The 22,542-nt window shown below is 72.5% G+C and carries 19 protein-coding genes; 16 read left to right on the forward strand and 3 right to left on the reverse strand.

Features of this window, described 5'->3' with window-relative positions; translation table 11 throughout:
• Positions 1-122 precede the first annotated feature (122 nt).
• Entirely contained in the window at positions 123-734 is a 612-nt protein-coding gene (locus ACFFF6_RS08020) for a thymidine kinase (protein ID WP_376979833.1), read from the reverse strand.
• Positions 735-807: 73 nt separating this feature from the next.
• Positions 808-2,019, reverse strand: a complete 1,212-nt coding sequence (locus ACFFF6_RS08025) for a GNAT family N-acetyltransferase (protein ID WP_376979834.1) — start codon at positions 2,017-2,019, stop codon at positions 808-810.
• 98 nt (positions 2,020-2,117) lie between these two features.
• Here ACFFF6_RS08025 and ACFFF6_RS08030 point away from each other — a divergent pair, with 98 nt between their 5' ends.
• The 16 genes from ACFFF6_RS08030 (at position 2,118) to ACFFF6_RS08105 (ending at position 22,147) form a co-directional block, all read left to right on the forward strand.
• Positions 2,118-3,392, forward strand: a complete 1,275-nt coding sequence (locus ACFFF6_RS08030) for an MFS transporter (protein ID WP_376979835.1) — start codon at positions 2,118-2,120, stop codon at positions 3,390-3,392.
• Between the two features lie 6 nt (positions 3,393-3,398).
• Positions 3,399-5,102, forward strand: coding sequence for an acyl-CoA synthetase FdrA (gene fdrA / locus ACFFF6_RS08035; protein ID WP_376979836.1), 1,704 nt, complete (start codon positions 3,399-3,401; stop codon positions 5,100-5,102).
• Positions 5,099-6,430: a YlbE family protein gene (locus ACFFF6_RS08040; RefSeq protein WP_376979837.1), complete on the forward strand. Its 1,332-nt coding sequence runs from the start codon at positions 5,099-5,101 to the stop codon at positions 6,428-6,430. Before fdrA ends, ACFFF6_RS08040 begins: the two co-directional genes overlap by 4 nt.
• 55 nt (positions 6,431-6,485) lie before the next feature.
• Complete coding sequence (locus tag ACFFF6_RS08045; RefSeq protein ID WP_376979838.1) at positions 6,486-7,376, forward strand: oxamate carbamoyltransferase subunit AllH family protein; 891 nt, start codon at positions 6,486-6,488, stop codon at positions 7,374-7,376.
• Positions 7,373-8,608, forward strand: coding sequence for an MFS transporter (locus ACFFF6_RS08050; protein WP_376979839.1), 1,236 nt, complete (start codon positions 7,373-7,375; stop codon positions 8,606-8,608). The genes ACFFF6_RS08045 and ACFFF6_RS08050 overlap by 4 nt, the downstream gene beginning before the upstream one ends.
• 3 nt (positions 8,609-8,611) lie before the next feature.
• Positions 8,612-9,544 (forward strand): carbamate kinase, encoded by a 933-nt coding sequence (gene arcC, locus ACFFF6_RS08055; RefSeq protein WP_376979840.1) that lies wholly within the window; start codon positions 8,612-8,614, stop codon positions 9,542-9,544.
• Between the two features lie 34 nt (positions 9,545-9,578).
• Positions 9,579-10,250 (forward strand): GntR family transcriptional regulator, encoded by a 672-nt coding sequence (locus ACFFF6_RS08060; protein WP_376979841.1) that lies wholly within the window; start codon positions 9,579-9,581, stop codon positions 10,248-10,250.
• 45 nt (positions 10,251-10,295) lie between these two features.
• A complete protein-coding gene (locus ACFFF6_RS08065) occupies positions 10,296-11,243 on the forward strand; it encodes a sugar phosphate isomerase/epimerase family protein (protein WP_376979842.1) in 948 nt (315 codons plus the stop codon).
• Positions 11,244-11,369: 126 nt separating this feature from the next.
• Positions 11,370-12,395: a 3-oxoacyl-ACP synthase III gene (locus tag ACFFF6_RS08070; protein WP_376979843.1), complete on the forward strand. Its 1,026-nt coding sequence runs from the start codon at positions 11,370-11,372 to the stop codon at positions 12,393-12,395.
• Between the two features lie 41 nt (positions 12,396-12,436).
• Positions 12,437-15,052 carry an alpha/beta fold hydrolase gene (locus ACFFF6_RS08075; protein ID WP_376979860.1) on the forward strand — a complete coding sequence of 872 codons (2,616 nt, stop codon included), beginning with the start codon at positions 12,437-12,439 and terminating at the stop codon, positions 15,050-15,052.
• A complete protein-coding gene (locus ACFFF6_RS08080; protein WP_376979844.1) occupies positions 15,049-16,044 on the forward strand; it encodes an NAD-dependent epimerase/dehydratase family protein in 996 nt (331 codons plus the stop codon). Before ACFFF6_RS08075 ends, ACFFF6_RS08080 begins: the two co-directional genes overlap by 4 nt.
• A gap of 18 nt (positions 16,045-16,062) precedes the next feature.
• Positions 16,063-16,734 (forward strand): vitamin K epoxide reductase family protein, encoded by a 672-nt coding sequence (locus ACFFF6_RS08085; RefSeq protein ID WP_376979845.1) that lies wholly within the window; start codon positions 16,063-16,065, stop codon positions 16,732-16,734.
• 119 nt (positions 16,735-16,853) lie between these two features.
• Positions 16,854-17,642: a ComEA family DNA-binding protein gene (locus ACFFF6_RS08090; protein ID WP_376979846.1), complete on the forward strand. Its 789-nt coding sequence runs from the start codon at positions 16,854-16,856 to the stop codon at positions 17,640-17,642.
• A gap of 1 nt (position 17,643) precedes the next feature.
• A complete protein-coding gene (locus tag ACFFF6_RS08095; RefSeq protein ID WP_376979847.1) occupies positions 17,644-19,983 on the forward strand; it encodes a ComEC/Rec2 family competence protein in 2,340 nt (779 codons plus the stop codon).
• 58 nt (positions 19,984-20,041) lie between these two features.
• A complete protein-coding gene (gene holA, locus ACFFF6_RS08100) occupies positions 20,042-21,025 on the forward strand; it encodes a DNA polymerase III subunit delta (protein WP_376979848.1) in 984 nt (327 codons plus the stop codon).
• Between the two features lie 60 nt (positions 21,026-21,085).
• Positions 21,086-22,147: a DUF4037 domain-containing protein gene (locus ACFFF6_RS08105; RefSeq protein ID WP_376979849.1), complete on the forward strand. Its 1,062-nt coding sequence runs from the start codon at positions 21,086-21,088 to the stop codon at positions 22,145-22,147.
• 91 nt (positions 22,148-22,238) lie between these two features.
• Here ACFFF6_RS08105 and rpsT read toward each other — a convergent pair whose 3' ends face one another.
• Entirely contained in the window at positions 22,239-22,505 is a 267-nt protein-coding gene (gene rpsT / locus ACFFF6_RS08110; protein ID WP_376979850.1) for a 30S ribosomal protein S20, read from the reverse strand.
• Between the last annotated feature and the right edge of the window lie 37 nt (positions 22,506-22,542).

Here is a 22,542-nt window from a genome sequence, read left to right on the forward strand (position 1 = left end):
CCTCGGTGACGTGCGGGACGGCTGCGGAGCAGGTCGTCGACGACTGCCGGCACGCCGTGGTGGTCCGAGGATCATCCTATGTCCGGATCGTGGTCTCCTCGTGCGATCCGGGCCCGGCTGCGCTATCCGATCACCGGATCGCCGGCGGCCTCCTGCTCCCGCAGGAAGCAGCTGCCGCACAGCGACTCGTAGCTCACCTCGGAGCCGTCGTCGATCGCGACCTGCTCGCCGCGGAAGACGTGCACCCCGCCGACCAGGCGGCAGTTGAACTCGGCCTGCGAGCCGCACCGGCACATCGTCGGCAGCTTCTCGAAGTTGTCGGCGAGCTCGAAGAGCCGCTGCGACCCGGGGAAGACGCGGGCGAGGAAGTCGGTGCGCAGCCCGTAGCAGATGACGGAGATGTCCTCGCTCTTGGCGACGAGGAAGAGCTGGTCGATCTGCTCCCGGTCCAGGAACTGCGCCTCGTCCACGAGCACGCAGTGCAGGGGGCGCAGGTCCAGGCGATCCGCGGTCTCGCGGATGCGCTCGCGCAGGTCCTCGCCCGATGCGGCGAGCACGTCGACGCGGCGCCGCGCACCGCCGCGGGCGATGACCCAGTCCTCTCCCTTGGTGTCGATCGCCGCCTTCACCGTGAGGGTCGCCAGCCCTCTCTCCGCGTAGTTGTAGGCGGTCTTGATGAGGGTGTCGGACTTGCCGGAGTTCATCGCTCCGTACTTGAAGTGCAGCTTCGCCATGCGGGGGGGGCTCCAGGGGTCGGGGCGGGGCCGGGCGGGCCGGTGCGTCGGGGGACGGCGGTCAGGCGGACGATCAGAAGAAGTCGAGCACGCTGGGGCGCGGACCGGCCAGCAGGGTATCGAGGAACGCCTCGGCAGCGGGGTCCGCGTCCGCGCGCAGCCCCAGCCGTCGCGCCTCGGCGAGGGTCCGTCCGCCTGCGAGCAGCAGCGCCGCGGCGTGGACGTCCAGGCGAGTCCGCGGCAGGGGCGAGGAGCCCGCGGGCAAGACCTCGACCCGCCCTGATCGGACGCGGACCGCGCGGACGCCGGCGGCGCGGCAGACACCCTCCGGCACCGCGGCGTCCTCCACCTCCAGGTGCACCTCGCCCTCGAGCCCGGGCGGTGCGGTGCGGGCCTCGAGCGCCGCCGCGGTGTCCAGCAGCCGCATCATCACCAGGGGAACCGTGCGCGGGTCCGGGCGCAGCCCCGCCCCGGGGAGGACGTCGAGCAGCGGGTCCTCCGTGCGTGTGCGCACGAGGGCGGAGGAGACGACGGTCGACCAGCTGCCCAGCCACGACAGCAGCGCCTCGAGTGCGGCTCTGTCCTCGCCCACCAGGTCGAAGACCTCCAGCCCCGTGCCCCCGACGCCGTCGGCGGTGCGCGCGTAGGACAGGTACCCGCGCGGAGCCGAGGTGCCATCGCGCACGATCACCGCGTTCCATGGTGCGGCGGGGAGGCCGTCGTCCCCGAAGAGGGGGCCCTCCCGCAGCAGCAGGGCGTTCTCCCGGTGGGCCATGGCGAGGTAGAGCGCACGGAGGGCCGGCATGTCGGCGGCGAGGACCGGGGAGATGCGCAGCGACGGATCCGTGCGGATGCCCTGCAGATCGGCGAGCGGCAGCACGTATCTCCGCACCTGGGCGACGGTCTGATAACCCAGTCGACGGTAGATGCCCTGGTGGGAGGGATAGAGCATCGAGAAGGCGTCCCCTCGGGCCGTGCTGCGGGCGAGCGCCTCGCGCAGCAGGGCGCCGAAGTGGCCCTGCCCGCGGTGCCCGGGGTGGACCGAGAGTCCGGCGATCCCGCCGCATCGGACGGATCCCGCTCCGAGGGCGATCGCATCCTCACGCAGGAGCAGGGAGGCGGCGAGGTCGCCCTCCGGACCGTCGATGCCGAGCGCCGTCACGCCGGCGGGGAAGGGCTCCGGCTCGGTCCGAGGGGAGCGGCCTCCGAAGGCCAGGGAGATCATCCGATCGACGGCCGGGCGGTCCGCCGGCCCCAGCTCGCGCACGGGCGCAGGATCTGTCATGGAGAAAGTCTAGGGCGCGGGGGTGACGTGGTTCGCTTTCCGCGCTACGCTCGGTATACCAACGACGGTACGGGACTCGAACCTGATGAGGAGCCGAGATGACCGACGCAGTATCGACCGCAGCGGGCACCGCTTCGCCGCGACCGGGACGAGCGCCCACCAAATGGTGGGTCGTAGCCCTGATGTTCTTCCTGGGCTGGATGTTCATCTATGCGGACCGGACGATCCTCAATCCGGTCATGTCGGAGATCGGCGCGGAGTTCGGCCTCGACAAGGCCGGGCTCGGTCTGCTGAACTCGGTCTTCTTCTTGGTATACGCACTGGTGCAGGTCCCGTCGGGGATGATCGGCGACCGCTTCGGGCGGCTGAAGCTCATCGTGCTCGGCTTCGTGATCTTCGGCCTGTTCACGGGCCTGACGGGCGTGGTCGGCGGGGTCGGCATGCTGTTCCTCATGCGGGCGGTGGCCGGCTTCGGCCAGGGGTTCTACTACGGGCCCCAGTACTCGCTCTCCGGCGAGATGATCCCCGGGCGCCTGCGCACCCTCGGCTCGGCGATCATCAACTCCGGGCAGGCCTTCGGCATCTCCCTGGGTCTGATGGCCTCCAGCTGGATCGCCTTCGACCTGGGCGGCGGATGGCGGGCGCCGTTCTACGTCTTCGCCGTCCCCACGATCCTCGTGGGCCTTCTCATGTGGGTGCTGATCCGCGAGCCGCGCGCGCACGTCGACGCCGCCGACGCAGGGCCGAAGCCCAGCGTCCTGAGCCTCTTCCGCGTCCGCAACCTCGTGCTGACCTTCGTCATGGTCTTCTGCTCGATCTACGGGTTCTTCGTGATGATCACGTGGCTGCCCACCTATCTCGCCGAGGTCCGCGGGGTCGAGGCCTCGCAGACCGGGTTCGTCTCCTCCCTGGTCGCGTGGACCTCCGTCCCCGCCGCGCTGCTGATCGCCTGGATCTCCGACCGCATCGGCGTGCGCAAGCCGCTGCTGCTGATGGTGTTCCCCCTCGCGATCGCCTCGATCCTGCTCCTGGTCCTCGCCCCGTCCATGCCGCTGGTCATCCTCGCCCTGGTCATGTACGGCTTCTTCGGCAAGCTCGCCACGGACCCGCTGCTGATCTCGCTGTGCGGCCTCAACTCGCCGGCCTCGATCACCGCGAGCGCTTTCGGGCTGTTCAACTTCATCGGCATGTCCTCCTCGATCCTCGCGCCGTACGTGACCGGGCTGCTGGTCGACGTCACCGGCAGCTGGAACGCGGGGTTCTACCTCGCGATCGGCCTGCTCGCGATCGCGATCGTCGCCGCGCTGGGCCTGCGCGAGAACCGCCCCGCGGCCCCCGCACCCTCCCCCTCCGACTCCCGCGAAAGGGCGTGAGCGCTCATGCTCCACACGATCATCAAGCCCGCCACCTACCAGGACTCCGTGAGCCTCATGGTGCTCAGCACCCAGCTCAGCGGCCTCGACGAGGTCGAGCGGGTCTCCATCATGATGGGGACCCCGGCGAACAAGGGGATCTTCGCGGACACCGGCTTCGTCTCCCCGCAGATCGAGGCGGCCGGGCCCGCGGACCTCGTCATCGCCCTCGAGTCGGAGGATCCGGAGGCCCCGGCGCTCATCCTCTCCCGGGTCGAGGAGTACATCGCCCAGCAGGCCAGCGCCTCGCGATCGGCCAGCTACCCGCGCGTGCGCTCCCTGGAGCGGGCGCGCTCCGTCCTGCCCCAGGCGAACCTCGCGCTCGTCTCCATCCCCGGGGAGCAGGCGGCGCCGGAGATCGAGCGCCTGCTGGACGCGGACCTGCACGTGTTCGTCTTCTCCGACAACATCCCCGTCGAGGACGAGGTCCGCCTGAAGACCCGGGCCCGCGAGCGGGGCCTGCTCATGATGGGACCCGACTGCGGCACCGGCAGCCTCGGCGGACTTCCCCTCGCCTTCACCAACATCGTCACCCCCGGCCCCATCGGCATCGTCGGCGCCTCCGGCACCGGCACCCAGGAGGTCATGGTCCAGATCGACCTGGCCGGCGGCGGGGTGAGCCAGGCCATCGGCCTGGGCGGGCGCGATCTCTCGGAGAAGGTCGGCGCGATCACGTGCATCCAGGCACTGCAGGCGCTCGACGCGGATCCGGCCACCCGCGTGATCACCCTCGTGTCCAAGCCTCCCGCGCCGTCCGTGCGCGAGAACGTGCTCGGGATCTGCCAGCAGCTGTCCACGCCGGTCGTCGCGATCCTGCTGGGGGAGGAACCCGCACAGGAGCAGGACGGCAACGTCGCCTTCGCGCGCACCCTCGAGGATGCGGCACGGCTCGCCGTCGCGCTCGCAGGACCGGTGCGGGAGGGCGACGGCGAGGTGCCGGAGGCCGACCCCGCCGCGCCGGCGCCCGGCCAGCGCACGCTGCGCGGTCTCTTCTGCGGCGGCACCCTCGCCGCCGAGTCCGCGCTCATGCTCTCCCGCGCCCTCGGCGTCCCGCCCGATGCCGAGCATCCCGCCGGGTTCATGCTCGACCACGACGGGCATCGGATCATCGATCTGGGCGACGACGCGTACACGCAGGGACGACCTCACCCGATGATCGATCCGTCGCTGCGCGCCGAGAAGGTCCGCGAGGCCTTCGACGACCCCGAGGTCGCCGTCGTCCTCGTCGACGTGGTGACCGGATACGGCTCGCACGCCGATCCCGCCGGGGCTCTCGTCCCCGCGATCGAGGAAGGGCGGGCCGCCGCGGCGGCCGCGGGACGCGAGGTCGTCGTGGTCGCATCCGTGTGCGGCACCGAGCTGGACCCCCAGCCGCGCTCGGCGCAGATCGCCGCGCTCGAGGCCGCCGGGGCCGTGGTCCTCGATTCCAACGCCGCGGCCACCCGGCATGCTCTCGCAATCCTGCGCGGCCTCGGCGAGTCCGCCGTTCCCGCCGCCGTCCCGGCCCCGACGCGAGCACTCGTCTCGGCGCCGCCGCAGGTCATCAACGTGGGCCTGCCGTCCTTCGCGGCAGCGCTGCACGAGCGCGGGGGCGAGGTCGTCCAGTACACCTGGTCGCCGCTGGCCGGCGGGAACCCACGGCTGCAGAAGATCCTCGCGGCCCTGACATGACCAGCACCGCCCCCGACACCCCCGCACCCACCGTCCTCGAGGAGGAGACCATGACCATCGCCGCGAGCATCGACGAGGCCAACGAGCAGATCATCCAGCGGATCACCGGAGCCCAGCCCGTGCTGGTCGACGTCGTCCGCGCCGCCACCGTCATCCCCGAGCTGGCGCAGGAGCAGAAGACCCTCCTGCACGCCGGCCCGCCCCTGCCCTTCGCGGAGATGACCGGCCCCATGCAGGGGTCGTGCGTCGGGGCGGCCCTCTTCGAAGGCTGGGCGAGCACCGAGGAGGAGGCCCGGGAGCTCCTGGCCTCCGAGGTCCGCTTCATCCCCTGCCACCACGTCGGCGCCGTCGGGCCCATGGGCGGGATCACGAGCGCCGGCATGGCGGTCCTCGTCGTCGAGGAGTCCGGCACGGGGACCCGCGCCTACTGCACCATGAACGAGGGCATCGGCAAGGTGCTGCGCTTCGGGGCCTACGACGAGGAGGTCGTCGAGCGCCTGCGGTGGATGGCAGAGGACCTCGGCCCCGCGATCGCGGAGGCGGTGCGCGGCCTCGACGGCGGCCTGCCGGTGATGCCGCTGGTCGCCCGGGCGATCACGATGGGCGACGAGTTCCATCAGCGCAACATCGCCGCCTCCGCGCTGCTGCTGACCAAGCTCGCCGGGCCGATCGCCGCGCAGGACCTCGACCCGGCCAGGAAGCAGAGGATCCTCACCTTCCTCGGCGACACCGACCAGTTCTTCCTCAACATCATGATGGCCTCCTGCAAGGCGGTCATGGACGCCGCCCGCGCCGGGGCGGACGGCTCGATCGTCACCGCGATGACCCGCAACGGCAAGAACTTCGGCATCCGGGTCGCCGGGCTCGGCGACCAGTGGTTCGAGGCGCCGGTGAACACCCCCGAGGGCCTGTTCTTCACCGGCTTCTCGCAGGAGGACGCGAACCCCGACATCGGCGACTCCGCGATCACGGAGACGTTCGGCGTCGGCGGGATGGCGATGATCGCCGCGCCCGGCGTGATCCGCTTCGTCGGGGCGGGCGGCTTCGGCGACGCGCTCGCGGCGAGCGAGGACATGCTCGAGATCGTGCACGGCCACAACTCCGGTCTGCCCATCCCGACCTGGGACTTCCAGGGCGCCTGCGTCGGCATCGACATCCGCAAGGTCGTCGCGACCGGCATCACGCCCATCATCAACACGGGGATCGCGCACCGGATCGCGGGACGGGGCCAGGTCGGAGCGGGCACCGTGCGCGCGCCCCTGGCCTGCTTCGAGAAGGCGCTCGAGGCGCTCGCGGCCAAGCACGGCGTCGACGTCGACGCCGCCTGAGCCGAGGGCCGGACGCGAGAAGCGGGCGCAGGAACAGGACGGAGAGGGGCGCCGGATGGCACAGACGGCATGGGTCGGGCCGACCGCCCGGGAGCACCTCGCGGCCTCGGGCAGCTGGCTCCTGCACAGCGTCTTCGCGCGCGGAGCGAATCTCGTCCGGCTCGGCGCCGGGCCCTCCGGCGCCCCTCCGATGCTGCATCTGAGCGCGCGGCCGGAGCCCCTGGCGGGGAAGGGCTCGCTCGCCGTCCCCTTCGGCGTCGAGCTCGACGGAGCGACCTGGGGGCGATGGCGCCGGGCGCTGCGCGCGATCCCGGGGTCTGCCCGGTGGCGGTTCGACGCGGCGCAGGGCACGCTGCTCGCCCCGGGGGCTGCCGGGATCGCGCTCCCGCTCCTCCCGGGACGGCCCTCCGGGGCGGCCGCGCCCGGGGCGGTTCCGTCCGCTGCGGGCTCCTCCGGCGCGGCGCCGGCGAGCCCGTCCGCCCCCGGGGCCCCTCCCGCGGACGAGCTGGTGGAGGCCCTCGCCGCTGCCGAGGGGGACGAGCAGACCGGATGCGCGGCGGCGGCCGCCGGGATCCTGCGGGGCGATGCCGCGCCGGCTCGGGAGCTCATCGGCCGCGGCATCGGGCTCACGCCGAGCGGGGACGACGCGCTCGTGGGGATGATGGCGCTGGCCCCCGCGAGCGCCCCCGCGCACCGAGCCGTCGCGGAGGTCGCGGAGCTGATCCGCACCCGCGGGCGCCGGCTGACGACCGATGTCTCCTGCGCCTACCTCGTCGACGCCTCCCGGCACCGCTTCGCAGGTCCCCTGCAGGCCGTGCTCGACGCACGACCGGGACCGGAGCTCGATCGCGCCCTGGAGGGACTGCTCGCCGTCGGGCACAGCTCCGGCGCCGACACCCTGCAGGGGCTGCGGTCGATGGCGCGAGCTCGGAGGCGCGCGGCATGAGCGCCCGCGACGGCAGGACGCGCTGGCTGCTGTACTGTTTCCTGTTCTTCCTGGGATGGGTCGTCATGTACGCCGACCGGTCGATCCTCTCGCCGGTGCAGGAGCTCGTCCGGGTGCAGTTCGGCCTCACGAACTCGCAGGTCGGTCTGATCTCCAGCCTGTTCTTCATCGTCTACGTCCTCACCCAGATCCCCTCGGGCATCCTGGGCGACCGGGTGGGACGGATCCGTCTGATCACCGTCGGCTTCGTGATCTTCGGGATCGCGACGAGTCTCACCGGCGTCGCCGGGATGACGCATCTGTTCGGCGCCCTGCTGCTCATGCGGGCGATGGCGGGCTTCGGCGAGGGCTTCTACTACGGCCCCCAGTTCGCGAAGTCGGCGGAGGTCACCCCGCTGCGGCGGCGTGCGCTCGGTGCGGCGATCATCAACTCGGGCCAGGGCTTCGGGACCGCACTCGGCATCGCCGCCTCCTCCTTCCTCAGCTATCGCGTCGGTCTGCCCTGGTACTGGACGTTCATCGTCTTCGGGGTCCTCACCCTCGGCGTGGGCACGCTCATCGCGGTGCTCATCCCGGATGGGAAGGGGCACCGCGACGGCTCCCTGCGCGAGGAGATCAGCGGCTTCCTCGCCCTGCTGCGGCGCCCCGTGCTGCTGGGCGCCTTCGCGATGCTGTTCGCCGGCGTGTACGCCTTCTTCGTCATGGTGACCTGGCTGCCGACCTTCCTCAGCACGCAGTGGGGGATGGAACCCGGACGCGCGGGGACCATCGCCTCGCTGCCGTTCTGGATCGCCGTCCCCGCCGGGATCCTCGTGGGCTTCCTCTCCGACAGACTGGGCCACCGACGCGCCTTCGTCGCCGTCCTCGCCCCCGCCGCCGTGCTCACGATCCTGGTGCTCGGCTGGACCGGATCCGAGGCCGTGCTCATCGGCGCCATCGTGCTGTACGGCGCCGTCGGCAAGCTCGCCCTGGACCCCGTGCTCATCAGCACCGTCGCCGATCACGTCGACAACGCCTCCCGCTCCACCGCCTACGGCCTCTACAACTGCATCGGCATGGGTGCCGCCGTGCTCTCCCCGCCGCTGAGCGGACTGCTGGTCGACGCCGGCGGCAGCTACCGCTCCGCCTTCGCCCTCGCCGCGTCGCTGCTCGTGCTCGGCGCCGCCTGCTTCCTGCTGACCTACCGACGGCCCGCCCCGACCGGGGCGGGCACCCCCATCGTGGAAGGATGACCCATGAAGATCGTCGCCGCACTGGGCGGCAACGCCCTCTCCCGCCGGGGCGAGCCCATCACCTCCGACAACCTGCGCCGCAACGTCCGTGCCGCGATGGAGCCGCTGGGCCATCTGGCCCTCGAGCACGACCTGATCCTCACCCATGGCAACGGACCGCAGGTGGGCCTGCTCGCGCTGCAGAACCTCGCCTACGAGGACGTCGCCGCCTATCCCCTCGATGTGCTGGGTGCGGAGACCCAGGGCATGCTCGGCTACGTCGTGGGGCAGGAGCTCATGAACGCCCTGCACATGCGCAAGGACATGGCCACGATCCTCACCACCACCGTCGTCGCCGAGGACGACCCCGCCTTCGCCGAGCCCACCAAGTTCGTGGGTCCCGTCTACGAGGAGGCCCGCGCGCGCGAGCTCGCCGCCGAGCACGGCTGGGAGATCGGCCGGGACGGCGACTGGTGGCGTCGCGTCGTGCCCTCGCCGGAGCCGGTGCGGATCCGTCAGGCTCCGACGATCCGCATGCTCTCCGAGGCGGGGCTGATCGTCCTGTGCGTCGGCGGCGGAGGCATCCCCGTCATCGTCGACGAGGCGGCCGGACAGATGCGCGGCGTCGAGGCCGTCATCGACAAGGACCATGCCAGCGCGGTCCTCGCGGGGGACGTCGACGCCGATCTCCTGCTCCTGCTGACGGACGCGGACGCGGTGTACCTCGACTGGGGGACACCGCAGCAGCGCGCGATCCGCCGCGCGACCCCGGCGCAGCTGGCCCAGCACGGCTTCGCGGCCGGATCGATGGGACCCAAGGTCGCCGCCGCGCGGCGCTTCGCCTCCTCCGGCCGCGGCGAGGCCGTCATCGGATCGCTCGACCGGCTGGACGAGATCCTCGCCGGCACCTCCGGGACCCGCATCGTCGCCGAGGGCGACCTGCTGTTCTACAGTTGAGCGGTCGGGCCGCCGACCCTCGGGAGGGAGGACCATGCCGCAGGATCGCACCGCTCTGCGCGGACGCATCGTCACCTCCCTGCGCGAGGACATCATCAGCGGGGAGCTGCCCGGAGGCGCGCGCCTGAATGAGCGCGAGCTCTCCGGACGCTTCGACGTATCGCGCGTCCCCGTGCGCGAGGCGCTCATCACCCTCGCGGGCGAGGGCCTCGTGCGCATGCGGCCGGGTGACGGGGCGAGCGTCGCACCGCTGACCAGGCGGGACGTGCGTGAGGTCTTCGAGGTCCGCGCGGCGCTCGAGCCGATGGCGGCCCGGCTGTGCGCGCTGCGGGCCTCCGAGGATCAGATGCGCGAGTTCGCGCGCCTGACCTCGGAGGCGTTCGAGGCGGAGATCCAGGCGGATCCGGCACGCGGGTCGACGGCCAACGCCGACTTCCACGACCTGCTCGTCACCGCCGCCGGGAACGACCTGCTGGACGCGATGGCCCGTCCGATGATGGGCATCACGCGCAGGCTCTTCCGGCGCACGATCATCGACCACGAGGCGATGATGTGGACGGATCACCGGGAGATCGTCCGGGCGATCTCGACCGGTGACGCCGATCTCGCCGCGCACCTGGCGACCGTGCACCTGGACAACACCCGCCGCCACACCTTCGCCCTCTTCGAGACCGGAGAGGACGTCCGGGGGAGTGCGGCATACTGACCGGGCCGCCCCGAGCGGGACGGCAGTCCAGGCGAGGAGGAGAGCGTGGCCAGGAAGCGATCGGGGACGACGCCCGAGACCAGTGCGAAGAAGCCCTACACGCGGCCCAACAGGGCGCACCAGAGCGGGCGCGACGCACTCTCCCGGCGCCTCAGCCAGGGCGATCCGCTCAGCGCGCAGTCCCCGGCACGGCGCATCCCCGTCGGCGTGAGCACCTCCTCCGTGTTCCCGGCGAGCGTCGAGGAGGGCTTCCGCCTCGCCGCGCTCACGGGATACGACGGCATCGAGGTGATGGTCTCGACGTCGCGGGTCAGCCGCGACGTCGACGAGCTCGCGAAGCTCTCGCGGCACTACCGCCAGCCGATCCTCTCGCTCCATGCCCCGACCCTGTTCCTCCTCCAGCACGTGTGGGGCGCGGACCCGTGGGTCAAGATCGAGAAGACCGCGCAGATGGCCGTCGACCTCGGTGTGCCCACCATCGTCGCCCACCCGCCCTTCCGCTGGCAGGGCGACTACGCCCGGGACTTCGTGGGCGGCGTCGCCCGGCTCCAGGAGAAGTACGGGATCGGCATCGCGGTGGAGAACATGTACCCGTGGCGCCTGGGCGTGCGGGAGGCGATGATCTACCTGCCCGATCATGACCCGACCGACGAGGACTACACGCACGTCACGGTGGACCTCTCCCACGCCGCCACCGCCGGGGACGACGTGCTCGCCATGATCGACCGGCTCGGGGACCGCCTGGCCCATCTGCATCTCGCCGACGGGACGGGACGCACCACCAAGGACGAGCATCTGCCCCCGGGGGAGGGCAACCAGCCCTGCGCCGAGGTGCTGCGTCGCCTCGCCAACCGGGGCTGGAGCGGCTCGGTGCTGCTCGAGGTGAACACGCGCGGCGGGGGCCCCGAGCATCGGGAGCGGGTCCTGCGCCAGAGCCTCGCCTTCGCCCGTCACCATCTGGGCCACGGCCTCGACGAGGAGGACGGGAGCTGAGGACGGGGCCGAGTGGCATCGGACACCCGTCGGCGCACGTGCAGACGGCGGGTGGAAGAATGTGCCGGGTGCGCGCCTGCCCCTCGGGCGCGCCCCGAGTCTGAGGGACAGAGGTAGAAACGACACATGGGGAACACGTCATTCGTCCACCGCAACGTGGCGCTGCTGTCGGTGGAGGCCACGGTCGCCCAGGTACCGGTCACCTCCGACGAGATCGACGACATGCTCGCTCCGGCCCGCCGCCGGCTGCGCCTGCCCAAGGGCGTGCTGCAGCGCGTGGCCGGGGTGTACGAGCGGCGCTGGTGGCGCGATACGGACACCGGCTGGAAGCAGGGCATCGTGCTCGCCGCCGAGCGCGCCATGGCCAAGGCGGGCATCACCCGCGACCAGGTCGGGCTGCTGATCAACGCCTCCGTCTGCCGTCAGCACCTGGAGCCGGCGGTGTCCACGACCGTGCACCACGCCCTCGGCATGCCGCGCAGCTGCATGAACTTCGACATCACCAACGCCTGCCTCGGCTTCGTCAACGCGATGACCATGGCCGCCGGGATGATCGACTCGGGCCAGATCGAGTATGCCCTCGTGGTGGGCGCCGAGGACGTCGAGGAGGTCCAGCGCGGCACCATCGACCGCCTGAACTCGAAGACCTCCACGCGCGCGGACTTCAACAACCAGTTCGCCGCGCTCACCCTCGGCTCGGGCGCCGCCGCGGCTGTGCTCGGACGGGCCGACGAGCATCCGGAGGGGCATCGCATCACCCTCACCGAGGGCCGCGCCGGCACCGAGCACCACGAGCTGTGCATCGGCGATATGGACGACATGCGCACCGACTCGACGGGTCTGCTCGAGAACGGCATCGAGCTGATCGTGGACACGTGGAAGGACGCGAGCTCGCGCGGCCTGGACTTCAAGAGCATCGAGCACGTGATCCCGCACCAGGTCTCGATGGTCTACACCCGCAACTTCTCGAAGATCACCGGGGTGGGCATGGACCGCATCCCCGTCACCTTCCCCGACTGGGGCAACGTCGCAGCCGAGGCCGTGCCGATGACCCTGGCGCATCATCAGGAGAACATCTCCCGGGGCGAGCGCGTGCTCATGCTCGGCGTGGGCTCCGGTCTGAACACCGCATTCATGGAGGTCACCTGGTGAACCCGCGCATCGCCCGTGCCGACGTCGCGGAGGTCCCGGCCATGCTCGGCGTCGACCCGCGGCTCTCCCGGACCCTCGAGGTCCGCGACCACATCGGGCAGCTGCGGCGCTGGCATCTGCTGGACTCCGCGCCGCTCCTGGCCGAGCGGGGCATCGCCCCGCGCGGCACGCTGCTGGCGGTGCACGGCAACCCCACCTATTCCTTCCTCTTCCGCTCGCTGGTGCGAGAGGACATCCCCTGGCGGGTCGTGGCCGTCGACCAGCTCGAGATGGGCTGGTCCGAGCGCACCGGCGAGGTCCGCCATCTCCAGGACCGGATCACCGATCTGTCGCTGCTGACCGACGCGCTGTCCCTGCGCGGCCCGGTGGTCACGGTCGGCCACGACTGGGGCGGCATCGTCTCGACCGGCTGGGCGCTGGACAACCGCCACGATCTGGCGGGCATGATCCTCACCAACACCGGCATCCATCAGGAGCTCGGCGAGTCCCTGCCGAAGGCGCTCCAGCTCGCGACCGCTCCCGCGGTGCTGCCGGCGACGACCTCGCTGACCGACGCCTTCCTCCGCACCACGATCGCGATCTCGAACCCGCCGCTGCCCGCGGAGGTCGCCCGCGAGTACCTCGCCCCGTACCGCTCGCGCGCCCGGCGCCGGGGCATCGAGGCCTTCGTCGCCGACATCCCGGCGACAGCCGACCACCCGAGCCGCCCCACCCTCGAGCGCCTCGCCGAGGGCATCCGCGAGCTGCATGTCCCCACGCTCCTGGCCTGGGGGCCGAAGGACGTCACCTTCTCCGACCGCTACCTGCGCGACCTCCTCGAGCGGGTGCCGCACGCGGACGTGCACCGCTTCGAGGGCGCGAGCCACCTCGTCTGGGAGGACGCGGACACCGCGGGACTCGTCGCCCGCTGGCTCGAGCGGACCTTCGGCGAGGACGCCCGGCCGCGCCGCGCCGTCTCCACCTACGCCGAACAGGCGCCCGAGGGGCACCTGGGCGCCCCCATCGCCCGCCTCGCCGCGGACCCGGCCCATCGCCATGCGAGCGCCGTGGTCGAGATGGGCTCCGCCGGGGACGAGCCGCGCGAGATCAGCTGGCAGCTGCTGCACACCCGCGTCGAGGACATCGCCGCGGGCATGCTCTCCCACGGCATCGCCCCCGGCGACCGGGTGTGCGTCCTCATCACCCCGGGCGCGGACCTCACCGCGGTCCTGTACGCGTGCCTGCGCATCGGTGCGGTCGCCGTCATCGCGGACGCGGGGCTGGGCGTGGACGGCCTCACCCGCGCCGTCATCGGCTCCCATCCCGACTGGATCATCGGCATCGACAAGGCTCTGCTGGGGGCCCGCGCGCTGGGCTGGCCCGGCCGGCGCATCAGCGTCGCCCAGAAGCCCACCCTGGACCGGGCGGCCCTGGGACTGTCCACCTCCGTCACCGAGCTCGCCGCGACCGGTCGGCAGATGCGCGAGCTGGGAGCGCCGCTCGATGCCGCGTGGCCCGATCCCGAGGCCGACGCCGCGATCCTGTTCACCTCCGGATCGACCGGTCCCGCCAAGGGCGCGGTCTACACCCACCGGCAGATGAACGCGATGTTCACCGCCGTGGGGGACACCCTGCGGCTCGATCCCGAACGCGGTCTGGTCGCCGGCTTCGCTCCCTTCGCGCTGCTGGGCCCGGCCCTCGGCGCGCCCTCCGTGGTCCCGGACATGGACGTCACCCGGCCCGGGGAGCTCACCGCCCGGGCCCTCGCCCGAGCCGTCGACGCCCTCGGCGCGCCGGCGGTGTTCACCGCCCCGGCGGCGCTGCGGAACATCCTGGACACCGCGGGCGTGCTCGACGCCGCCGAGCGGGCGGCCCTCGCCCGGGTCCCGAGCTTCTTCAGCGCCGGAGCTCCGATCCCCGCCCCGCTCCTGCGGGAGCTGCGCATGCTCATGCCCGCGGCCGAGGCGCTCACCCCCTACGGGATGACGGAGTGCCTCGCCGTCACGGCGATCGATCTCGCGGGCATCGAGGCCGCGGGCGAGGGCACCGGGGTGTGCGTGGGAACGCCCGTGCCGCGGGTCGAGATCGCGATCGCGGTCATGGACGAGCTGGGCGCGACCACCGGGGAGATCACCCGCCGGCCCGGGGTGACCGGTGAGATCCTCGTGCGGGCCCCGCACGTGCGGGACCGGTACCTCATGCTCTGGGGAACCACGGACACGGCGAGCCGCTTCGAGGGCTGGCACGCGACGGGCGATGTGGGCCAGCTGGATGCGGCCGGCCGGCTGTGGGTCGAGGGGCGTGCCGCGCACGTCCTGGCGACCGCGCAGGGACTGGTGACCCCGGTCCGGATCGAGGAAGCGGCCGAGTCCGTCGCCACCGTCCGTCGTGCCGGAGCCGCCGCCGTCGGCCCCGCCGGGACGCAGCAGGTCGTCGTGGTCCTCGAGACCGAGGACGGCCACCGACCCGGGAAGGCGGCGCGGCCGCGGCCTGCCGACCCGGCCCTCCAGGAGGCTGTGCGCCGCGCCGTGCAGGACCGGGCGGGCGTCCCCGTGACGGCCGTGTTCACCACGCGCGCGCTGCCGACGGACATCCGCCACAACTCGAAGATCGACCGGGCGCGTCTGGCCCTCTGGGCCGAGGCGACCCTGCAGGGCCGTCCGGGACGTCCGCTGTGAGCGCGCAGAAGGTCCTGGTCACCGGCGCCTCGGGGATGCTGGGACGGCACATCGCCACGAGCCTGCGGGATCGCGGGGACGCCGTCCGCGTGCTGCAGCGGCGCACCGCCGGGATCGAGGGGGTCGAGGAGTCGCTCGGCTCGCTCACCTCGGCGGACGACGTGCGTCGCGCCGTCGACGGCGTCGACGCCGTCGTCCACGTCGCCGCGAAGGTGTCCATCTCCGGGCCGGAGGAGGAGTACCGGGCCGTCAACATCGAGGGCACCCGCCACGTCCTCCAGGCGATGCGGGACGGCGGCGTCGAGCGTCTCGTGAACATCTCCTCGCCCTCGGTCGCGCATCTGGGCGCCTCCATCGTGGGTCTCGACGCGACCCCGGCGGACCCGCAGCGCGCCCGGGGCCCCTACGCCCGCACCAAGGCGGCCGCCGAGCAGCTCGCCATGGCCGCCGACGCCTCCGGACAGGCGCTCGTCACCTCGATCCGCCCGCACATCGTGTGGGGGCCGGGGGACACGCAGCTCGTGGGCCGGATCGTCGACCGGGCGGCGCAGGGGCGGCTGCCCCTGCTCGACGAGGGCATGGCCCTCATCGACACCACCTACATCACCAACGCCTCCGACGCGATCCTCGCGGCGCTCGACCGGATCGAGGAGGTGCACGGGGAGAGCTTCGTGGTCTCCAACGGGGAGCCCCGCACCGTGCGGGACGTCATCGGCGGCTTCTGCGACGCGGCCGGGGTCCCCCGCCCGCGCCTGCGCGTCCCCGGCGCCGTCGGGCGCCTCGCCGGCCGGCTCGTCGAGAAGGTCTGGGAGCGGCGTCCGGGGCATGACGAGCCGCCGATGACGGAGTTCCTCGCCGAGCAGCTCTCGACCGCCCACTGGTTCGACCAGCGGCGCACCCGCGATCGTCTGGGCTGGACGCCCGCGGTCAGCCTCGAGGAGGGCTTCGCCCGCCTCGCGGACTGGTACGCCGAGCATCCCCATACCCGCTGAGCCACCCCGGGAGCACCCGTGCACGAGAACGCCGACGGACCCACCGACGAAGACCTCCTCGCCGAGATCGATGCGGAGATCGCGCGGGAGGCGGCCGGACGCCGCCGCGCCCCGGACCGGGCGGCGGGGGCGGTGCTGCTGCTCGGCGGGGCGATCGCATGGATCGCGGCGCTCGTGCTCCTCGTCGACAAGCTGTTCCTGCTGGAGAACCCGGGCGCGAGCCTCGGCTGCGACGTGAACCCCTTCATCTCCTGCGGGAACGTCATGATGACCTGGCAGGCGGAGGCCTTCGGGATCCCGAACATGGCGATCGGCCTGGCGGGCTACGCGATCATGGCGGCCGTCGGGTCGCTCCAGCTGAGCGGGGCGGTGCTGCCTCGGTGGTTCCGCTGGGCGACCCTCGGGGGGATGACGTTCGCCTTCGGGTTCATCCAGTTCCTGGCGATCTCCGCCCTGTTCGTGATCAGGGCGCTGTGCCCGTGGTGCATGCTCGTGTGGCTCGTCACCGCGCCCATGTTCTTCGTGACCCTCGCCCGCACGGTCGAGGACGGGACCTGGCAGGCCCCGCCCGCCCTCGCCCGGATCCTGCGGCACTGGGTCGTCCTGACGCTCGCCTGGTACGCCCTGGTGGTCCTCGCGATCCTCGGCGCGTTCTGGCGGCAGTGGCTGTTCATGATCGGGATCGGCTGATCGGTCGCCCTCGGGGCTGAGATCGAACCGCCCCGGCCGCTGGTCCTCCCCATGCCTCATCTCTCCACAGCCGGAGGGTGAACCGGGCGGGAAGGACGCCGGCCGCCTAGCGTCGGAGCATGGATCTCGACCCCGCTTCCGATCTCGGCACCCGCGCTCGCGCCGGTCGCCATCGCCGCGGCGACCTCGTCGAGAGGATCGACCGACGGCGCGAGGGGAGACGCCCGGGCCTCGCGGCACTGCCGCGGCCCAGCGCGACCGCGCTGCTGGGCCTGCTCGTGCTCGTCCTCGTCGCGGCCGGGGCGATCCACCTGTCCACCCGTGGCTCGGCGATCCCGGCCGAGCCCTCCACGCCGCCGTCGACGGAGCGGATCGCGCAGGAGACGGACGGGCCCGCGCAGGCTCCTGCGGGCGATCCCGCATCGAGCGCGGGGGCGGTCTCGACATCGGCGCCTCCCGCCCCCGTCGTCGTCCACGTCTCCGGGCAGGTCGCGAACCCCGGGGTGGTCGAGCTGCCCGCGGGGTCCCGCGTCGAGGACGCGATCTCCGCCGCCGGAGGAGCCGGAGGTGAGGCGGACCTGGACGCGGTGAACCTCGCGCGCCCGGTCGTGGACGGCGAGCAGATCCATGTGCCCGCACCGGGGGAGGAGCCCGCCCCGCAGGGCCCTCCGCCCGCGGGAGGGAGCAGGACGGGGGAGGCCGGCGGCGCGCCGGGAGGACCGATCGATCTGAACTCGGCCGATGCCCCGACCCTCCAGCAGCTGCCGGGCGTCGGGCCGGCGCTCGCACAGCGGATCATCGATCATCGCGAGGCCAACGGTCCGTTCCAGGACGTGGCCGATCTCGAGGAGGTCTCCGGGATCGGTCCTGCGACCCTCGCGAGGATCGCGCCGATGGCCACGGTCTGAGATGCTGTCCCGGTCCGATCTGCGTCTCGCCCCGGCCGCCCTCGCGCTGTGGATCCTCGCCGTGATCGGGGTCCGCGGCGGCCTCGCCGTGCTGTGCCCGACGATCCTCGCGGCGCTCTCCTGCCTCCTCCTGATCGGCGTCCTCTCGCGGCGCCTCGCCGTCGTGCGCCGGCTGCTCGCGCACCTGGGCGTCGTCGTGCTCGGGCTCGCGCTCCTGGTCCCGGCCCTGTCCCGGCACGAGGCGGCGGTCTCCGTCCTCGAACGCGCCTCGAGCCAGGGGCTCGTCCTCGAGGTCGAGGTGGAGGCGCTCACGCAGGCGCGCTCCCCGAGCTCCGGTCCGTCGTTCTCGCGCGAGGACGTGCAGCTGCGTGCTCGCACCCTGCCGGGCAACGTCCGCGTCGGGCGGGATTCGGGGCATCTCGGGCAGGTCGCGGTGCTCGTGCGCGCCTCCGGCGCGGCGGCCGGGGACCTTGCGGGCGTGGACGCGGGGGAGCGGGTCCGGATGCGGGCGGCGGTGCGGGTGCACGGCGATCTCGTGGTGCTCGATGTGCACCGTGCCGCGCCCCTCTCCTCGGAGCCGTCCTGGCGCGGGATGCTGCGCGATCGGGCCCGGCAGGCGACGGCCCACCTGCCCGCGGACGAGGGCGCGCTCCTGCGGGGGATGACGACAGGGGACACCGAGGGGCTGAGCCCGGCAACGGAGGATATCATGCGTCGCGCCGGAATACAGCATATTGTGGCTGTTTCCGGTGCGAACATCGCATTCGTGCTGGCCGCGGTCCTGGTGCCGCTTCTGCTCGTGGGCGTGCCGCGTCGTCCCCGCCTCGCTCTGGCGGCCCTCGTCGTCGGCGGCTACGTCCTGCTCGTGGGACCGGAGCCCAGCGTGCTGCGGGCGTCGACGATGGCGGTGCCGCTGCTGATCGCCCGCTTCGTCGGGGTGCGCGCCTCCCCGGTCGCCGCGCTCGCCTTCACCCTCGCCGTGTGGTCGGCCCTGGACCCGGTGACCTCGGCCTCGGTCGGCTTCGTGCTCTCCGCCCTCGCGACCGCGGCGATCCTCGTGCTCGCCCCGCCGCTGTCCCGCGTGATCGTCGAGCTGGGCCGCGGCCGCATCGGCGAGGCCGTCGCGCTCGTGCTGGCGGTCCCTCTCGTCGCCCAGGCCGCCTGCACCCCGGTGCTGATCCTGCTCTCGCCCGAGATCTCCCTCTGGGCCGTCCCCGTGAACCTCGTCGTCGGCCCGCTCGTGGGCCCGGCGACGGTGCTGGGCCTGGTCGCGGTGGTGGTCGGCGCCGTGAGCGTCCCGGCGGCCGCGGCGATCTGCGACATGGCCGTCGGCGGAGCGCATCTCGTGCTTCTGGTCGCCGTCGCCGCCGACACGCTGCCGGGATCGCGGATCAGCGTGCCCGAGGGCGGAGCCGGGGCGCTCTCCGCGGTGCTGGTGCTGGCAGCGGCCGTGCTCGCGATCCTCGGCAGGCGCCGCAGACCCGTCCGGTTCGCGGTCGCCCTCGTGCTCGTGGCCTCGCTCGCCCCGCCGCTCGCGCTGCGTCTGCCGGTGGACCTGAGCGGCCGTCAGGGGGACTGGATCGTCGCCGCCTGCGCCGTGGGTCAGGGCGACGCCGTGCTGCTGCGCGCGGAGGAGACCACCGTCCTGGTCGACACGGGACCGGATCCGGCCGCGCTGACCGACTGCCTCGACGCGCTCGGGGTCCGGAGCATCGACCTGCTGATCCTGACCCATCCCCATGCCGATCACGTGGGCGGGAACGCCGCTCTCCGCGGCGGACGGACCCCCGCCCGGCAGTGGATCTGTCCGCTGCCGGAGGCCCGCGACCGCACCGTCCCCTCCGTCCCTGCGACCGCGGTCGCCCGCGGCGAGGAATTGTCCGCCCCCGGTCTCGACCTCGTCGTGCTGTGGCCGCCCGATGCAGAGACCGCGCGCGCCGTCTCCGCCCGGGAGAGCGGCGGCGGCGAGGGTGATGCCGCCAACGACTGCTCGCTCGTGATCGCGGCGACCTGGTCCGACGGCACCCGCTACGTGGGCCTGGGCGATCTCGAGCCGAAGGCTCAGGAGCAGCTGCGCCGGCTCGGTCCCGGAGACGCCGACATCGTGAAGATCGCCCACCACGGCTCCGCCCGACAGGACCCGGACCTGTACGCGGAGCTGGACCCGGAGGCGGTGCTGGTCACCGTCGGTGCGGAGAACTCCTTCGGACATCCGAGCGATGCCGCGATCGCGATCGCCCGGCGGAGCACCGGGCACATCGGCCGCACGGACCGGCACGGAACCGTCCTGGTGCCGCCGGGGGACATCACGGACCTGCGGGGTGTCGGCGGTGCCCGATAGGATCGATCAGCGCTCCCGCGGACCCGGCGGGCGCACCCGTTCGAGGAAGGACCCCCGCATGGCCGACGTGGCCTGGCACTCCGTGGACCTCGCCCCCGTGATCCTGATCCACGGCACCGAGCCGCTCATCGCCTCCCGCGCCCTCGAGCGGCTGCGCGAGCAGGCCCGGCAGCGGGATCCAGAGGTCGCGTTCCACGACCTCGCAGGGGAGACCGGGGCCGGTGCGCTCAGCCAGGTCACGAGCCCGTCCCTGTTCGGGGAGGCGCGGTTCGTGCTCGTCCCGGAGCTGCAATCGGCCTCCGAGCAGCTGATCGGCGACGTCCTCGCCTACCTGAAGGCGCCCGAGCCGGACGTGACCCTCGTGCTCGTGCACCGGGGCGGCAGCCGCGGCAAGAAGCTCCTCGATGCGGTGAAGAGATCCGGCGCCCCGCGGGTGGCCGCGGATCCCATCAAACGCGCAGCGGACAAGCAGACCTTCGCCGCGGCGGAGTTCACCCGTGCGGGACGCCGCATCCAGCCCGAGGCCGTCGGCGCTCTCGTCGACGCCTTCGGGACCGATCTGTCCGAGCTCGCCGCCATCTCGCGTCAGCTCATCGAGGACACGACCCCGGAGCCCGGGGAATCCGTCCAGCCGATCACCCTGGAGGACGTCCAGGCGCTGACCGCCGGTCGGGTCGAGACCACCGCCTTCGCGGTCGCGGACGCCGCGATCGCGGGCCGCGAGGCGGATGCGCTGCAGCTCCTCGCCCAGGCGCAGCTGGTCGGCGCCGAACCGGTGCCGATGGTCGCGGCGATCGCCTCGAAGGTCCGCTCCCTGGCCAAGGTCTCCGCCCCCGGGGCGTCGGCGCGCACCCTCGGCATGCCCGACTGGATGATCCGCAACCTCTCGCGCGAGGTGCGCGCCTGGAACGACCGCTCGCTCGCCCTCGCGATCGAGGCGGTCGCCCAGGCCGACCACGAGGTCAAGGGAGCCGGTCGGGACCCCGCCTGGTCGGTGCAGCACCTCGTGCTGCAGATCTGCCGGGCTCGGCGCACGCGCTGAGGGTCCCGGCCGCAGGAAATCGTCTTGTCGACGGGGCCTCGTCCCTTCTACCGTCGAGGCATGAGCGAGGACACAGCTGGGCTGGATCTTGCCCGCAGCCTGTACCGAGAGGTGATCGCGCCGCAGCTGGATCTGCCACACGCGGCGTGCCTGATCGGCGAGGGGTCAGAGGTCCTCAGCTTCGACGACGCGCGCTCACGGGACCACGAATGGGGGCCGCGGTTGCAGCTGTTCGTCGAGGCTTCAGCCGTACGCGGCCTTCGCGACCGTCTGCGCCGAGCACTGCCGGCGGAGCACCGCGGCTTTCCGACGCGGTGGTTCTCGTTGGCGTCCGGCGCGATCGATGACCACCTCGAGGTCGACACGCTCGCGGGCTGGCTCGCGGCTCGGCTTCCCACCATCACCACCACGGTGCCGGATTCGGCACGCTGGTTGGCGACGCCTCAGCAGCATCTGCTCCAGCTGACACAGGGAGAGGTCTTCCACGACGACACCGCCGAGCTGACCGCACTGCGCCAGGCCCATGCCTGGTATCCCGCGGACGTCGAGCGTTGGATCATCGCCGCGCAATGGGAGCTGCTGAGCAGCGTCGATCCGCTCATCAGCCGGGCTCGAGAAGCGGGAGACCTGCGCGGTGGGCAGCTGCTGACGGTTCGTGCAGTCCAGCTCGTCATGGAGATGGCGTTCCTGCAGGAGCGGCGCTATCGCCCCTACGGGAAATGGTTCGGCAGCGCCTTCGCACGGCTGGATGCGGCGGACGAGCTCGGTCCCATGCTGGACGCGGCGCTCGATCCGCATGACCCCGGTGCTTCCCGAGCGGCGCTGGACCGGGCGCTCCTGGCCATCGGCCGCGCTCATGATGCACTCGGGATCTGCGCCCGAGTGACGCCGCGGATCACCGAGTTCGCGGTCGGCATCGCGGACGCTGTCCGGCCCCATCCCGTGATCAACAGCGGCGAGTACATCGAGGCGACGGTCGCCGCGATCGAGGATTCCGCGCTGCGGGATCTGCCGCGCATCGGAACGATCGATCAGCTCACGCACGCCGAGGATCTGCTGATCAACTTCACGGACGGCCCTGCGACCATGGAACGCGAACTACGTCGACGACTCGGCGCATAGGACGAAGGCCGGACACGACGAAGGGCCCGTCGCGGTGGCGACGGGCCCTTCAGAGGCATCGGCTGGACGTGTCCGGCCTTCGCCTGGTCGATCAGGCGGAGACGCCGGCGACCAGCTTGGCGAGACCGGACTTGCGGTTCGCGGCCTGGTTCTTGTGGATGACGCCCTTGGAGACGGCCTTGTCCAGCTTGCGGGAGGCGACCTGCAGGGCGCTGCCCGCGGCCTCGGCGTCGCCGGCGGCCACAGCGGTGCGAACCTTGCGGACGTGCGTCTTCAGCTCGCTCTTGACGGCCTTGTTGCGCAGACGCGCCTTCTCGTTCGTCTTGTTCCGCTTGATCTGGGACTTGATGTTTGCCACGAGGACTTCTCTCTTGTGCTGTGGGTGGTGGAACGCC

The organism is Brachybacterium hainanense, from assembly GCF_042434575.1.
In the GTDB taxonomy this organism is placed as follows: Bacteria; Actinomycetota; Actinomycetes; order Actinomycetales; family Dermabacteraceae; genus Brachybacterium; species Brachybacterium hainanense.

Bases quoted from the DNA above. Each gene is read 5' to 3' on its own strand.
- ACFFF6_RS08020 (WP_376979833.1), bottom strand. From the start codon at position 734: ATGGCGAAGCTGCACTTCAAGTACGGAGCGATGAACTCCGGCAAGTCC.
- ACFFF6_RS08025 (WP_376979834.1), bottom strand. From the start codon at position 2,019: ATGACAGATCCTGCGCCCGTGCGCGAGCTGGGGCCGGCGGACCGCCCG.
- ACFFF6_RS08030 (WP_376979835.1), top strand. From the start codon at position 2,118: ATGACCGACGCAGTATCGACCGCAGCGGGCACCGCTTCGCCGCGACCG.
- fdrA (WP_376979836.1), top strand. From the start codon at position 3,399: ATGCTCCACACGATCATCAAGCCCGCCACCTACCAGGACTCCGTGAGC.
- ACFFF6_RS08040 (WP_376979837.1), top strand. From the start codon at position 5,099: ATGACCAGCACCGCCCCCGACACCCCCGCACCCACCGTCCTCGAGGAG.
- ACFFF6_RS08045 (WP_376979838.1), top strand. From the start codon at position 6,486: ATGGCACAGACGGCATGGGTCGGGCCGACCGCCCGGGAGCACCTCGCG.
- ACFFF6_RS08050 (WP_376979839.1), top strand. From the start codon at position 7,373: ATGAGCGCCCGCGACGGCAGGACGCGCTGGCTGCTGTACTGTTTCCTG.
- arcC (WP_376979840.1), top strand. From the start codon at position 8,612: ATGAAGATCGTCGCCGCACTGGGCGGCAACGCCCTCTCCCGCCGGGGC.
- ACFFF6_RS08060 (WP_376979841.1), top strand. From the start codon at position 9,579: ATGCCGCAGGATCGCACCGCTCTGCGCGGACGCATCGTCACCTCCCTG.
- ACFFF6_RS08070 (WP_376979843.1), top strand. From the start codon at position 11,370: ATGGGGAACACGTCATTCGTCCACCGCAACGTGGCGCTGCTGTCGGTG.
- ACFFF6_RS08075 (WP_376979860.1), top strand. From the start codon at position 12,437: ATGCTCGGCGTCGACCCGCGGCTCTCCCGGACCCTCGAGGTCCGCGAC.
- ACFFF6_RS08090 (WP_376979846.1), top strand. From the start codon at position 16,854: ATGGATCTCGACCCCGCTTCCGATCTCGGCACCCGCGCTCGCGCCGGT.
- ACFFF6_RS08095 (WP_376979847.1), top strand. From the start codon at position 17,644: ATGCTGTCCCGGTCCGATCTGCGTCTCGCCCCGGCCGCCCTCGCGCTG.
- holA (WP_376979848.1), top strand. From the start codon at position 20,042: ATGGCCGACGTGGCCTGGCACTCCGTGGACCTCGCCCCCGTGATCCTG.
- ACFFF6_RS08105 (WP_376979849.1), top strand. From the start codon at position 21,086: ATGAGCGAGGACACAGCTGGGCTGGATCTTGCCCGCAGCCTGTACCGA.